This window comes from Frankia sp. R43, assembly GCF_001306465.1.
In the GTDB taxonomy this organism is placed as follows: Bacteria; Actinomycetota; Actinomycetes; order Frankiales; family Frankiaceae; genus Parafrankia; species Parafrankia irregularis.
In genome coordinates, this window is the sequence record NZ_LFCW01000001.1 from 1816354 (window position 1) to 1830020 (window position 13667).

Sequence of the window (13667 nt, forward strand, 5' to 3'; positions counted from 1 at the left end):
GGCCGCCCCGCACCCGACCAGTCACCCGACGGCCGGCTCGACTCTCTGGGCAGCTCATCCGGTCGATCGCCACGGGCACGCCCGATGTCGGCCCGTGACGTCGCGTCGGCCCGTGACGTCGTGTCAGCCCGTGACGTCGTGTCAGCCCGTGACGTCGTGTCAGCCCGTGACGTCGCGTCGGCCCGTGACGTCGTGTCAGCCCGTGACGTCGCGTCGGCCCGTGACGTCGCGTCAGCCCGTGACGTCGCGGCCGGCCGAGGGGTCTTGTCCGGCCGAGAGGTCGCGTCCGGCCGAGGGGGCACATCCGCGGCGGGCACGGTCCGTGCGGTGCCCTCCCGTGTTGTGTTGTTCGCCGCCTCACGAGACGGCTCTCGCGTCGCCTCACGGGAGGTGCTGTCCCGGCCGGCTCCGCCGGGCGAGAGTCTCGCTGCCGGCCGTGCCTCCCCCGCATCGCGCGGGGTGGCAGCCGGCCCCACGCCGGTCGGACGCGGCCGCGCGGGCGACGAAGGCGGCGCGGACCAGTCGCCGCGTGCGCTTTCGAACAGGCCACGGGACGGGCCGGGCCGCCGTTCGCGACCCTCAGGAGACACCGTCGGCGCGCCCGGGCGAGCGACGGGGTTCTTCTCCGGCGCTGCCGGAGCACTGCTGGCAGGCCTCCTCCGCGGGGTACCGCCGGCGCCGCCGGTCCCGTCCGTCCCCTCGGCCGCCCGATCCGCCCGATCCGCCCGATCCGTGCGGTCGGCCGGATCCGCGCGACTGGCCGGCGTCGTCGCCTCACGCGTGGCGGGCGCGCCTCCCCTGACCTGCGACGGCGGGCGCACCGGTTCGACGAACGGCGGTCGGTGGACCGGCTTCGCGCGGCTCTCGTGCCCCGGTCTGGGCTGGCCCGGCCCGCCCCCCGACCCGGATGCGGTCTCCGCCGCCGGGGTCTGGGCGGCCCTGGCCGTCGACGCATCGGCGGCCCTGGCGGCCGGAGCATCGGCTGCCAGGGCCGCCGGAGCATCCGCCGCCCTGCCCGGAGCGGCCGCGGACCTGCCCTGCGGGGCGTCCGCCGGCCGGTCGGCCGGAGCATCCGCCGGCTCGCTGGCTACGGTCTCCGCGGGCCTGCGGGCCGAGGTCTCCGCGGACCTGCCGCGAGCCGCCGCGGCCGGAGTCACCGGTGGAGTCCGTGCCGCCGAGGGGAAAGGATCATCCCGCCGGCCAGGCCGAACCCGGGCGGTGACCGGGCGCCCCGCAGCCGCGGCGCGATTCGCGGCCGGAGCGGCGGCTGCCCCGGACCCGGGAGTGGACGCCGCTGCGGACGTGGACGCATCCTGCCGCGCCGCTACGCGCTCGCCCACCGCTGGACGCCGATCCGCCCCTGCACGCTGATCGGCCCCTGCACGCTGATCGGTCACCGGACGCTGGTCGGCTGCCGGTGCGGAGCCGGCCGGACGGCGTTCAGGTCCGTGCAGCGGCAGCGCCGTCGGGACGGGACGGTCGGCGCCGCCCGGTGACGGAGCGGTGCCCTCGGCCGCGGGTGGACGTAGCCGCGGCGGCCGGACCACCGGTGCGCCCCGTGACGATCCCACGCCAGGACGGGCATCTGTGGTCTGGTCGTCGCCGGTGCTGTCCACATGCCCTCCCCGAAGTGCCCGAGCGCCACGCTGAAGACCGCGGGCTTCCTGCGGGCCGAGGCACGATCCGGCCAACCAGGCGGACAACACGGTAAAGGGTGCCAGACAGGCACAGGAAGGTCAGCGGGCATGAATTCCCTCCGCGCCCCCCAGCGCGGTAACTCATCGTGAGGGAAGCGCGGCGTTCATGCACCCGACAGCGGCCACCTGCCGCATTCATTGGGGAAAATGAAGATTCGTCGACATTTGAGCTAGCCCGGTCGGGCATCAAATGATCAGTGAACGGCAGACCGAGATCGGTTCACGCGGTCGGCAGCCGTGCGGGGCGCCGCCGCCGCATCAGCCCGGTCAGGGCCTCGGGAACGAAACCGTGGCGATCATCGGGCTCGGACGCATCATGTTGATCGCCGGAGCCTTGGCCGGAATCGCGGTCGCGCTGGTCGGTGCGGGTATCGCCGGCAGGTCGGAGGGGCGGGCGACCGCACCCGCGTCCGCGAGCGCCGAACCACTGACCGCGAGCAGCATCACGGCCGCCGAGCCGACAAGGGTGCGGCGCATACGGCTCCGGTTGCCCGATCGTGGGTGCGGCGCGGGACGCCGAGCCGAGGGGCCCGCGACCCTCGTCGCTCCACTGGCAGCCACCCAGAGCACTCCGCCCGGCGCGGACCAGGCGGACCGCCCACGCGCACCACCCGGCGGCCGCCCCGCCCCCGCCGCCGGCCGCACAAGGCTCACGCCGCCGCCCGCGAACGGGCCGGCGGGCCGGAACGGACCCGGCGCCCGGGTCAGGCCACCCGGCCGGGAGCCAGCCGCGGTGAGCTCCGTGGCCGGCCCGCGCACGACGGGGCGCGCCGCGACGAAGCCGCTCGCCGCGCCGATCAACGGTCGCGGCGCCGAGGGCGCCGGGGTGGCCCGCAGCGCGGCCTGGTACTCACGTGCGCCCAGGCCAAGCAGGTTCGCGGCCAGCCCGCTCGGCAGGGAAGGCTCGGCGAGCCCGACCAGCCGGGCTTTGAGGAATCGCTGCTCGGCAACCTCGGCCTGGCATGCGGGACACCGGGTGAGATGTGCCAGGGCTCGGTCACGGTCGTCATGACCGAGCTGCCCGTCGACCAGGGGGGTGACAAGCACGCCCAGATGACCGCTCACGCCCGCCGCTCCCGAGGAGCACCGCCCTCGGCACCGACGGTACTGCTCACCGGACCACGGCGACGCTCGCTCCGGCGACCGCGCCGGCCCGACCGCTCCGGCTCGGTGACACCGTCGGCGAACGACCCCTCGCCACGCCCAGCCGGCTCCGGCTCGGCGACCTCGTGCTCCCAGCCGCCCGGATCGGCGGCGGAAGGCGCCTGTGCGGAAGCGGGACCGGCAGCCGCGGCCAGCGGAGCGCTCTCGGGGCCTTCGGCTGCCATCGCCGCCCGCGGCGCCCGGTCGGCGAGAGCCGCCCGCAGCATCGCTCGCCCGCGGGAGATCCGGCTGCGCACGGTGCCCAGCTTGACCCCGAGGGTCTGCGCGATCTCCTCGTACGAGAGCTGCTCGATGTCGCACAGCACGACCGCGGCCCGAAAGTCGGGCGGCAGCGCGGCGAGCGCCGCCTCCACGTCCGCGTCCAGATGGCTCTCGGCGTAGACCGCTTCCGGGCTCGCCTCCCGACCGGCCAGCCGCTCGGTGTCCTCCGGCAGCGCGTCGAACCGGATCTTCTGCTGGCGGCGCATCCGGTCCAGGAACAGGTTCGTGGTGATGCGATGCAGCCAGCCCTCGAAGGTGCCAGGCGTGTAGTCAGCCAGGGAACGGAAAACCCGGACGAAGACGTCCTGCGTGAGGTCCTCGGCGTCGTGGGCGTTGCCGGTCAGGCGATAGGCAAGCCGGTACACCCGGTTGCCGTGCTCGCGGACCACGTCCTCCCAGGACGGGGGCACCCAAGCACTCATTTCTGGGGCGGCGGCCGCGCCCTGGACGGCCGAACCCGCCCCGAGCTCCTCCGCCGCCACAGCCGCCTCTCGGTCGGTTCGCGACGAACGTACCCGACGCGCCGGCCAGGGAGCGGCGAATCCCGCTGCGGACACCGATTTTTCTCCCCTCGACCCAGTCGACACGGGCGCACTGCCAAGACGAACGTTCCTGTCTCGTCTCCCGTTCCCGTAGGCTGCGGATGTCATGCCGGACATCGACATCGCGGCACGGGAATCTGCCGTCGCCTACGCCGAGGGCTTCCTCCTGGAAGACCCCGTTCTTCGTGCTGCCCGCGCTCGCGCCGAGGAAGTCGGGATCGTCCCCGTCAGCCCCGGCGCCGGAGCCGTGCTTCGTTTCCTGGCCGCCTCCGTGGGAGCCCGTGCGGTCGTCGAGATCGGAACCGGTACCGGGGTATCCGGGACCTGGCTGCTCCGCGGGATGCGACCGGACGGAACCCTGACCACCATCGACGTCGAGGCGGAGCACCTGCGGCTGGCCCGCCGGATCTACGCCGACGCCGGGATGGCACCGGGGCGCAGCCGGCTGATCACCGGGCGCGCCCTGGAGGTGCTCCCCCGACTCACCGACGGCGCCTACGACCTGGTGTTCTGCGACGCCGACCGGCGGGAGAGCACCGAGTACCTCACGCAGGCGCTGCGGTTGCTGCGGCCTGGCGGCGTCGTGGCGTTCGCCGGGGTGCTCGCCGGGGGCCAGACGACGGACCCCTCGGCCCGCAGCCCGGACGTCACCGCAGTGCGCGAGCTGGCCACCGCCGTCCGGGACGACGCGCGGCTCACCCAGATGCTCCTCACGACCGGGGATGGGCTGCTGGTGGCGGTCGTCGCGAAGTCGTCACCGGTCGGCTGAACCACCCGAACCAGTCGAACCACCTGTACCGGCCAGCGGGCGGCTCGCGCGCGGAGCGTTCGAACTGGGTTACGGTTTAGGCTCTTCTGTGCCGGGGCGAACATTTTGTCCGCCCGTACGATCCGTCGCGGCGTCCGATCCGGGTCGGGCCCGCGGCGGTCGACACAGGTCGGACGACAGCGTCGAGCCGGGAGTGAGCAGGTGCGCGGTCAGGTGGATCGTCGTCGTTTCGACGACGACTACAGCCGCGATGGCGACCCCGGCGGGTTCGGCGAGTCGTCCCGTTCCGGCTACCCCGAGTGGCCTGACCACATCGACCACTCCGGCTACCCCGAGTGGCCCGACCACGCCGACCACTCCGGCTACTCCGATCGGTCCGGTCCCGTCGCTCGCTCCGCCGCCCGGTCCGACCAGTTCCGGGGTCCGCAGGTGTCGGCCTCGAACACCCGTGGCACCCGGCCCGGCCATCACGAAGGCGCCGGCTGGGCGGAAACGCGCGACCGAGGCCGTTTCACCGACCCGGCCGCGCGCTCCGGTGGGAGGCATCCCGGCGGAGCCGACTACGCCGACGATCCGACACCGGCACCGGGCCGGGAGCCGGGCCCCGGGGCCGGGCGCGGACCCGGGCAGGCGAGCCGTTCGGGCCGGCCGGCGCCGGCTACTGGCGACGACGGGTCCAGCAACTGGGCGGCCAGCCGGCCGGCCTATCCGGGCACCGGAGGATTCCCCGGTTCCGATCGGGCCCGGCCACCGGCGTCACCGCCACCGCGGGAGCCGGGCGAGAACTGGCTGGGCTGGGTCGCCTTCCTCATGGGCATCGCCGTGCTCGCCGGCGGCGCCGGCTACGTCCTGAACAGGATCACCACGGGCGGGCCGGCCGGCGGCGCGGTCCCGTCCGCGGCAGCCACCGCCGGCACCCCGACGGCGAGCCCGGCCGACCCGAGCCAGACCGATCCGGCAGCGGGCTCATCCGGTCAGGCGACCGGCCCGACCGCCGAACAGGTCGCGATCATGCTGGCGAACAGCGGGCTGCCACTGCGGACCACCGTCGTCTACACCGCGCAGAACGACCCCGACGCCCTCCTGGGCCGTCCGGGCGGCTACCTCAGCCGGATCGCGTTCACCGACAGCCGGGTCAGCGCCAGCGAGATCGCGGGCGCGCCGGCCGACGCGATCGAGCGGGGCGGCGCCATCGAGGTCTTCCACGCCCCGGAGGTCGCCCAGGCCCGGGGCGCGGCACTGAGCGCCCCCTCCGCCGGCGGCGACCCAGCCGCCGAATACACGTTCGTGCAGGGCCGGATCGTGCTGCGGCTGTCACTGATCCTCACCGAGACGATGGCGGCGGGGTATCAGGCCGCCCTCGGGAGGATCGGCGGCGGCGAGTCACCCTAGCGGGTCGCGCCCGGTCGTCACTCCCCGGGCCCGAAGGCCCGGATCCGGGGAGTGCGGCACCGCCCGCGGGGGCAGGCGTACCGCATGAACATCCGCGAGTTCTACGATGCCGATCCGCGCCGGCAGACGTCCGAAGAGGTCGCTTTCGGGTATGGCTGGACCACCGAGGACGACAAGCACTCCACCTACCGGCTGAGCTGGGTCGCGGACACCGGCGAGGCCTACATCGTCCGTGAGCCGCATCCGGGGGGCATCCTCGCGCGCTACCTCGACCAGCTCCGGGTCGATCAGGTCGACGTAGGGGAACTGCTGGTCGAGGTGCTGGCGACGACGGACCGGTACACCCTCGAGGCCGCCCTCGCCGGCTGGCCCGCGGTCATGCCGGAGAAGAACAGCCTGCACTGGGCGCGGCGGCAGCTTGCCGCGCTGGGCTCGGCGAACAGTTCGCCGAGCACGACGCGGCCGCCCTCAGCCTGACCCCGGCCCGGCCAGGTAGGCGATCAGCGTGCGGACGCCCCAGCCGGTGCCGCCGCGGCTGATCTCACCGTCGTCGGAGTCCGCGCGAGCCGTGCCGGCGATGTCCAGGTGTGCCCAGGGGCGACCACCGGTGAACTCCCGCAGGAACAGCGCCGCGGTGATCGAGCCGCCGTTCACGTCCATCGCCCGGCCGATGTTCGCCAGATCCGCCACGGGCGAGTCGATCGCCGGCCGGTACTCCTCGGTCAGCGGCAGCCGCCACACGCGCTCCCCCGCGGCGGTGGACGCCGCGGCGAGCTCGGCCGCGAGCGTGTCGTCCGAGGAGAACAGCCCGGCGGTGCGCCGGCCCAGAGCGACGGTGATCGCACCGGTCAGGGTGGCGAGGTCGACGATCTGGTCGGGCTCCAGCGTCGCGGTGGCATAGGCCAGGCCGTCGGCCAGGACGAGGCGCCCTTCGGCGTCGGTGTTGAGCACCTCGACCGTGGTCCCGCCCCAACAGGTGATCACGTCACCGGGACGCATCGCGGACCCGCCGATGAGGTTCTCCGCGAGGCAGAGCAGCCCGGTGACCTTGCCAGGCACGGCCAGCTCGGGCAACGCCGCCATCGTGCCCAGCACCGCCGCGGCGCCGGACATGTCGGTCTTCATGCTCGCCATGGAGACCGACGGCTTGAGCGACAGCCCACCCGAGTCGAACGTGATCCCCTTGCCGACCAGCACCCGATGCCCGGGCTCGACACCCTCGGGCCCGAGCGGGCCGTCGTAGGTGAGCCGCACCAGGAACGGCGGGCGCGGCGACCCGCCGCCGACCGCCACCAGCCCGCCGAAGCCCTCCCGAACCAGGTCGTCGTGGTCGAGCACCGCGACGTCCAGGCCAGCCTGGGAGGCGACCAGCTTCGCCTGGTGAGCCAGCCAGGCCGGTGTCTTGACGAGGCTCGGCATGTTGATCAGATCGCGGGCCAGGCAGACCGCGTCCGCGACGGCCCGTGCCCGGCGCACCGCGTCCACGACCGCTGGGTCGCCGGCCTGCTCCAGGCTCAGCACCAGCACCCGGTCCGCCCGCGGGTCGGCCGCCGCCTCGTCCGCCGTGGCCGGCTGCGGCTCCGGCACATTCTGTTGCCCGCCGTCCGGCTGGACGTCCTGCTGCTGCCCGGCCGGCTGGTCCCGCCCGCCCGATGCCTCGGGCCCGTCCGGCGACGGCCCGACGACCCGCACGGCCACGCTCCCGCCGGCCGCGCGGTCCCCGTCGGGGACGGCACCGGCGACGACGTCGGCGAGGCGGTAGGAGGCCAGCGCGTGGCCCTCGACGAACGCGTACACCCGCTCGGCATCCGGATCGGCGACCACGAAGGGCCGCCCCTTGGCTCCGCCCCGGCGCGCGAGGACGGCCCCCGCCGAACGCCAGTCCGCGGCCTCACCGGCGCCCACGCCGAGCAGGAACAGCCGCCAGGGACGTTCGGCCCGGGACAGCGGAACCGTCAACAACCCACCGGTGTCAGCCCGGAAGCCCTCGTTCTCGATGAGCCGATCAACGTCGACACCGACCCGTGTGCAGGCGCGGCGACCACGGTCAGGCACGACGACAGCACCATCGACCGAGGCGACCACGACCACGAGAACGGAACTGTCCGCACCCACCGCGCCCACCTCACCCGGGGCGACAGCCGGCTCGGCGGCCGGTTCCCGGCCCGACGTGGGCTGGTCGACGGATGCGAGCAACGGGTGGTCGTCGGAGGTGACCAGGACGAGCGGAGCTCGGTACCTCGACTCCGCGAGGTCGGCCATCGATGCGACAGCAACCGTGCTCATGCCCCGCTCACCGCACCGCGGAAACGCCCGCCTGACGAGTGGTGAGTGACCACCCCCGGCCTAACCGACAGCGATCTTGAGCGCATCTCCCAGCGCACTCGCCTCGTCGGCGGTGAGTTCGACGACGAGTCGGCCGCCCCCTTCGAGCGGGACACGCATGACGATGCCACGCCCCTCCTTGGTGACCTCGAGCGGACCGTCACCCGTCCGCGGCTTCATGGCCGCCATCGGTGCACCTCTTCCTGCCGTCGGACCTGCGTCTGACGACGATTATCCCGGAGAGCCGCCCGCAAACCGAAACACGTCCCAGCGGGGAATCACAACGGTCACGGCAGAGCCGTGATCTCGATGTCCTGCTGGCCACCTCCGCACATCTGTGCTAGTTACTCCGATGCGTTTCACTACTGTTGCCCATCGACATCGTCCTCGGCCGGAGAGGCTTCGGGCTGGTCGGGCTCGCCCCAAACGTGTCGGGGCCGGCTGGCGTCGCCCTGGTTGGCCCCACTTTGGCGGGCATCGTCCTCGCGGGCATCGTCCTCGCCGCCAGCGTGCCCGCTGGCATCGGGCCCGGCGACCCCGTCCCCGGCGGGCAGGACAGGTGTGACGGGCGCCGCGGGCTCGGCCGGTTCGGTCCACTCGGCGGGCTCGACACTCCACCCGGCCGGCTCGGCGCCGCCGGTTCCGCCGAGCCGTGCGAGCTCCGCGAGCCGGACCAGCTCATCGTCCCGGCGTGCGATCTCCTCGTCCCGCCATGCGAGCTCGTCGGCGAGTCGGGCCAGGACGGCATCGACCTCCGCCATCCGGTAGCCACGCACGGCCATCCCGAAGCGCAGGCCCTCCACGTCGGCGGGGGCGACCGCACGGCCGCTCAGGCTGACATGGGGGCCGTCCGGTACAGCCGGTGCCATCCGGTCGAACCGCCCGACGGACAGTGCGGCCACGACGAACACGATCGTCGCGACCAGCAGGACCTCCACCATGAGCACCACAGGGTCGATCGTGCCATGCGCGCAGGCGGGCGGCGGATTCGCCCACCCGTCGGACGGCAGCGCCACGAAAGGACCGTGAACCGGGCGCGAAAGGACCGTGAACCGGCCACGGGAGGACCGCCGCCGGGTCTGGCCGGGTCCATGCCCGGTCTGGCAGGGTGGGCGGGGTGGCCGCCGAATCTCCCCCGACCAGCAGTCCGACGCCTGGCAGCGGGGCGACACCCGGCTACGGCGCAGCGCATCCGGACGATCCGAGCGATGCGGGCGACACTGCCCTCCCCCGGCCGCTGCGGCTCGGCGGGCAGGTGTTCGGCCCGTCCGAGCTCGTCATCATGGCGATCGTCAACCGCACCCCGGACTCGTTCTTCGACCGCGGCGCGACCTACGGCGAGGCGGCGGCGCTCGACGCCGTGGACACCGCCGTCGACGGTGGCGCCGGGATCATCGACATCGGCGGTGTCAAGGCGGCCCCGGGCGAGGAGATCGACGCCGCCGAGGAGCTGCGCCGCATCGGCGGCTTCGTCTCCGCGGTACGGGCCCGCCACCCCGACATCGTGATCAGTGTGGACACCTGGCGGGCCGAGGTCGGGCGGGTGGTCGCGAGCGAGGGCGCCGACCTGCTCAACGATGCCTGGGGCGGCGTGGACCCGGAACTGGCCGAGGTCGCCGCCGAGTTCGGCACCGGGCTGGTGTGCACCCACGCCGGCCACCTGCCGCCACGCACCCGACCACACCGGATCGCCTACGACGACGTGGTCGCCGACATCGCCGCCACCACCACCGGGCTGGCCGAACGAGCCGTCTCGCTGGGCGTCCGGCCCGACGCGGTGCTCATCGACCCGGGGCATGACTTCGGCAAGAACAGCCGGCACTCGCTGGAGTCCACCCGCCGGCTGCCGGAGCTGGTGGCCACCGGGTGGCCGGTCCTGGTCGCGATGTCCAACAAGGACTTCGTCGGGGAGGTGCTCGACGCGCCGGTGGACCAGCGGCTGGAGGGGACCCTCGCGGCGACCGCGGTCGCGGCCTGGCTCGGCGCGCGGGTGTTCCGCGCGCACCAGGTGATCGCCACCTGGCGCACGCTGCGGATGGTCTCCGCGCTGCGGGGGGATGTCGATCTGCGCATCGCGCGGCGAGGCGTGGCCTGACCCGCGCTGGTGGTCTGACCCGCCGCTACTCGCCCTCCACGGCCTCTGCGGACTCCACGGCCTCTGCGGCCTCTGCCGATCCAGCTGGCGCGGCTGGCAGCCGCCGGCTCCCGCCGGCCGCACCGGCCGCACCGGCCGCACCGGCCTCGACGAAATCGAGCGCCTCGGTGATGCTCGTCGCCCAGATCAGGGTGTCGCGGGCCTGCGGACGTACGAAGCCGCGACCGACCAGGTCGTCGACGAGCAGCCGCAGGTGCGTGAACACGCCCTCGGACTCCAGCACGACGACCGGCTTGTCATGTAGGCCGAGCAGCGCCGCGACCCAGATCTCGAACAGCTCCTCCAGCGTTCCGAGCCCACCGGGCAGCGCCAGGAACCCGTCGGCGCGGCCATCCATGATCGCCTTGCGCTCACGCATCGTGGCCGTGACGATCAGCTCGTCCGAGTCGGTGTCGCCGACCTCCATCGCGAGCAGCGCCTCGGGGATGACCCCGATCGTGTGTGCGCCGCCGGCACGGGCCGCTCTGGCCACCGCGCCCATGCAGGACACCGAGCCGCCGCCGGACACCAGGGTGTGCCCGCGGCGCGCCAGCTCCGCGCCGACCTCCGCCGCCAGCAGGACGAAGGAGGGGTCGATCAGCTCGGAGGACGAACAGTAGACGCAGATGTTCACCGCGGTTCCGTGCCGAGGGGCCGGCCGGTCTGGTCCGTGCCTCCGGCGAACCCGGGCACGTCGCCGGTGCCGGCGTCCAAGACGCTGTCGGCGCTGTCGGCGACAGCGGTCTCGGCCTCGGCGGCGCTGCGGCCGGTGCCCCGCAGGATGACGTCCACCGCCTCGTCGACGTCGTCGGTGAGGGTCACCAGGTCGAGGTCGCCGGGCTTGATCCGGGCGGCCCCGAGCACCGTCGAGCGCAGCCAGTCCAGCAGACCGGCCCAGTAGCCGGTGCCCATCAGCACAATGGGGAAGCCGGTGACCTTTCCGGTCTGCAGCAGGGTCAGTGCCTCGAAGAGCTCGTCCAGCGTGCCGAAGCCGCCGGGCAGGATGACGAAGGCCTCGGCGTACTTCACGAACATCGTCTTGCGGACGAAGAAGTACCGGAAGCTGACGCCGAGATCGACCCATTCGTTGAGGCTCTGCTCGTACGGCAGCTCGATACCCAGGCCCACCGACAGCCCGCCGGCCTCCCGGGCCCCCCGGTTGACCGCCTCCATCGCGCCCGGGCCGCCGCCGGTGATCACCGCGTAGCCCGCGTCGGCCAGCGCGGCCCCGAGCCGACGCCCGAGCTCGTATTCGGGCTCGTCCCGGGCCACCCGCGCCGAGCCGAACACGGTGACCGCCGGCGGCAGGTCCGCCAGCAGGCCGAAGCCCTCGACGAACTCGCTCTGGATGCGCAGGACCCGCCAGGGGTCGCTGTGGACGAACGAAGCGGGGCTGCGGGTGCCGAGCAGCCGCTGGTCGGTGGTGGACGCCTGCACCTGGTCACCCCGCGCGGTCACCGGCCCGCGGCGCTGCTCCGGCGGCAGCCCGCCGGCTCGACCCGTTTGCCCGGTTCGGACGTCTTGCTCGGCTCGGCCCACTTGCTCGGCTCCGCCGGCTAGCCCGGCTTGGCCGGCTTGCTCGGCTCGTCCGGCTTGGCCCGGGCTGGTGGGCGCCGGCACCTTGGGGGCATCCCCCGAACGGTCCACGCCGGTTCCCTGGTCCGCGCGGTCCCCGTCCAGGCCTTCCGCGGCCACGGAGACCACCGGCGGGGACGTCGATCCGCCGCTCGGCGGATCAGCATTGGCGGAGGAGCTCACATCCCGCACCATACGCACGCCCGGCGGATGCCTGGAAATCCCGCCAGCACCGCTGTCCGCCCGCGCGACCGGTTGACGCCTCTCCCGGCATCCCCGCGTCCCAGCGCAGGCGGGCAGGTCGGCAAACGGGCCCCGTACGGGCCATCAGGCGCGGGTGGTGGCGGCTACCTCGGCGACGACGGCGGACCCTCGCGCAACCACGAGTCATCGGGGAGCGGGGCGGAGATCTGAGGATTTCGGTCGTTCCAGCGACCAGAAGCCTCAGGTTCGCTCGACAGCAGCGGCGGCCCGAAGGCACCGCTCGAAGATCGGAGGATTTCGGTCGTTCCAACAGCGAAAATCCTCCGGTCTTGCGCGGCAGCACCGGCGGCAGCGGCAGCATGGGCGGTAAGCGGCGCGCTGGCAGCCCGGTTAGCTCAGCAGGTCAGCAGATCAGCAGGTAGGACCGCAGCACGCGCTCCGCTTCGTCGATCAACGCCAGCTCGACGTACTCGTCCCGGGTGTGTGCCAGGTTCGGGTCGCCCGGGCCGTAGTTCAGCGCCGGGATGCCCAGCTCGGCGAACCGCGCCACGTCCGTCCACCCGAACTTGGCGGCCGGGGTGCGGGCCGTCGCCGCCACGAACGCGGCCGCCGCCGGAGCGGACAGCCCCGGCAGGGCCCCGCGGGCGCTGTCCTCGACGGACAGCTCGAATCCGTCCAGGACCTGCGCGACATGGTCGAGAGCGGCCGGGACGTCCCGGTCGGGAGCGAAGCGGAAGTTGACGGTGACCCGGCACTCGTCCGGGATCACGTTGCCCGCCACGCCACCGTCGATCCGCACCGCGGACAGGCCTTCCCGGTAGGTGCAGCCGTCCAGGGTGACGGAGCGGGGCTGGTAGGCGGCGAGCCGGGTCAGCAGCTCCCCGGCGCGGTGGATCGCGTTGTCGCCGAGCCAGGAACGAGCCGAATGGGCCCGGCGGCCACGGGTCGTCGCCACGACGCGCACCGTTCCCTGGCAGCCGGCCTCGATCTCACCGCCGGTGGGTTCCATCAGGATCGCCAGATCGGCCTGCAGCCAGTCGCGATGCCCGGAGGTGATCCGTCGCAGCCCGTTACGATCGGCGGCGACCTCCTCGTTGTCGTAGAACACCCAGGTCACGTCGTGCCGGGTCGCCACGCCCGCGCCGGCGGCCGCGGCGAGGCGCAGCATGACGGCGACCCCGGCCTTCATGTCGGACGTCCCGCAGCCGTACAGGCGGGTGCCGTCGAGACGCGACGGCAGGTTCGCCGCGATGGGGACGGTGTCGAGGTGCCCGGCGAGCAGGACCCGCGACGGCAGGCCCCGGTTGGTGCGTGCCAGCACCGCGTCGCCGTCCCGGAGAACCTCCAGGCCACCGGCACCACCAGCGCCGCCAGCACCGCTGCCGTCATCGCCGCCCGCCGCGCGCAGTGCCTTCTCGACGGCGGTCGCCAGGGTGGCCTCGTCACCGCTGACCGACGGCACGTCCACCAGGGCACGGGTCAGGTCGCCCGCCGAAAGCGCCAGGTCAAGCTCCATGTCGACCGACCCTAGTGGCCGCGGCCCCGGGACGGCACCCGGGGCACCACCGACGTCCATGCACCACCCGCACCAGGGCGGCGCGAGG

Annotated in this window: 13 protein-coding genes; 5 read left to right on the forward strand and 8 right to left on the reverse strand. The window is 73.8% G+C overall.

Annotation, left to right across the window (positions count from 1 at the left end):
- Positions 1–780 precede the first annotated feature (780 nt).
- Entirely contained in the window at positions 781–1371 is a 591-nt protein-coding gene (locus tag ACG83_RS43975) for a hypothetical protein (RefSeq protein WP_152991263.1), read from the forward strand.
- Between the two features lie 593 nt (positions 1372–1964).
- Here the strand turns inward: ACG83_RS43975 and ACG83_RS06925 are convergent.
- Positions 1965–2762: an anti-sigma factor gene (locus ACG83_RS06925; protein ID WP_054565184.1), complete on the reverse strand. Its 798-nt coding sequence runs from the start codon at positions 2760–2762 to the stop codon at positions 1965–1967.
- Positions 2759–3604 (reverse strand): RNA polymerase sigma factor SigE, encoded by an 846-nt coding sequence (sigE, locus tag ACG83_RS06930; protein ID WP_054565185.1) that lies wholly within the window; start codon positions 3602–3604, stop codon positions 2759–2761. The genes ACG83_RS06925 and sigE overlap by 4 nt, the downstream gene beginning before the upstream one ends.
- Positions 3605–3770: 166 nt before the next feature.
- Between sigE and ACG83_RS06935 the strand changes: the two genes are divergently transcribed.
- The 3 genes from ACG83_RS06935 to ACG83_RS06945 all read left to right on the forward strand — a co-directional run bounded on the left by ACG83_RS06935 (position 3771) and on the right by ACG83_RS06945 (position 6302).
- Positions 3771–4433, forward strand: a complete 663-nt coding sequence (locus ACG83_RS06935) for an O-methyltransferase (RefSeq protein WP_054565186.1) — start codon at positions 3771–3773, stop codon at positions 4431–4433.
- A 213-nt stretch (positions 4434–4646) separates the two neighbouring features.
- Complete coding sequence (locus ACG83_RS42080) at positions 4647–5825, forward strand: hypothetical protein (protein ID WP_054565187.1); 1179 nt, start codon at positions 4647–4649, stop codon at positions 5823–5825.
- A gap of 84 nt (positions 5826–5909) precedes the next feature.
- The gene (locus ACG83_RS06945) at positions 5910–6302 is read left to right on the forward strand and encodes a hypothetical protein (RefSeq protein ID WP_054565487.1); all 393 of its coding nucleotides are present in this window, start codon (positions 5910–5912) and stop codon (positions 6300–6302) included.
- On the opposite strand, the gene ACG83_RS06950 is transcribed toward ACG83_RS06945, so the two are convergent.
- The 3 genes from ACG83_RS06950 to ACG83_RS45955 form a co-directional block, all read right to left on the reverse strand.
- Positions 6294–8111, reverse strand: a complete 1818-nt coding sequence (locus tag ACG83_RS06950) for a M17 family metallopeptidase (protein WP_054565188.1) — start codon at positions 8109–8111, stop codon at positions 6294–6296. The two genes, ACG83_RS06945 and ACG83_RS06950, sit on opposite strands and share 9 nt — an antisense overlap.
- Before the next feature lie 60 nt (positions 8112–8171).
- The gene (locus ACG83_RS42085; protein ID WP_006544345.1) at positions 8172–8339 is read right to left on the reverse strand and encodes a DUF3117 domain-containing protein; all 168 of its coding nucleotides are present in this window, start codon (positions 8337–8339) and stop codon (positions 8172–8174) included.
- 173 nt (positions 8340–8512) lie between these two features.
- Positions 8513–9166, reverse strand: a complete 654-nt coding sequence (locus tag ACG83_RS45955) for a DivIVA domain-containing protein (RefSeq protein ID WP_235497706.1) — start codon at positions 9164–9166, stop codon at positions 8513–8515.
- Between the two features lie 266 nt (positions 9167–9432).
- On the opposite strand from ACG83_RS45955, the gene folP reads away from it, so the two are divergent.
- Positions 9433–10245 (forward strand): dihydropteroate synthase, encoded by an 813-nt coding sequence (gene folP / locus ACG83_RS06960; protein WP_054565489.1) that lies wholly within the window; start codon positions 9433–9435, stop codon positions 10243–10245.
- Positions 10246–10270: 25 nt separating this feature from the next.
- On the opposite strand, the gene ACG83_RS06965 is transcribed toward folP, so the two are convergent.
- The 3 genes from ACG83_RS06965 to dapE form a co-directional block, all read right to left on the reverse strand.
- Entirely contained in the window at positions 10271–10918 is a 648-nt protein-coding gene (locus tag ACG83_RS06965) for a TIGR00730 family Rossman fold protein (RefSeq protein WP_054565189.1), read from the reverse strand.
- Positions 10915–11742, reverse strand: coding sequence for a TIGR00730 family Rossman fold protein (locus ACG83_RS06970; RefSeq protein ID WP_235497707.1), 828 nt, complete (start codon positions 11740–11742; stop codon positions 10915–10917). Before ACG83_RS06970 ends, ACG83_RS06965 begins: the two co-directional genes overlap by 4 nt.
- A gap of 724 nt (positions 11743–12466) precedes the next feature.
- Entirely contained in the window at positions 12467–13579 is a 1113-nt protein-coding gene (gene dapE / locus ACG83_RS06975) for a succinyl-diaminopimelate desuccinylase (RefSeq protein WP_054565490.1), read from the reverse strand.
- Between the last annotated feature and the right edge of the window lie 88 nt (positions 13580–13667).

Bases quoted from the DNA above. Each gene is read 5' to 3' on its own strand.
- folP (WP_054565489.1), top strand. From the start codon at position 9,433: ATGGCGATCGTCAACCGCACCCCGGACTCGTTCTTCGACCGCGGCGCG.
- ACG83_RS06950 (WP_054565188.1), bottom strand. From the start codon at position 8,111: ATGAGCACGGTTGCTGTCGCATCGATGGCCGACCTCGCGGAGTCGAGG.
- ACG83_RS06935 (WP_054565186.1), top strand. From the start codon at position 3,771: ATGCCGGACATCGACATCGCGGCACGGGAATCTGCCGTCGCCTACGCC.
- ACG83_RS42085 (WP_006544345.1), bottom strand. From the start codon at position 8,339: ATGGCGGCCATGAAGCCGCGGACGGGTGACGGTCCGCTCGAGGTCACC.
- dapE (WP_054565490.1), bottom strand. From the start codon at position 13,579: ATGGAGCTTGACCTGGCGCTTTCGGCGGGCGACCTGACCCGTGCCCTG.
- ACG83_RS06945 (WP_054565487.1), top strand. From the start codon at position 5,910: ATGAACATCCGCGAGTTCTACGATGCCGATCCGCGCCGGCAGACGTCC.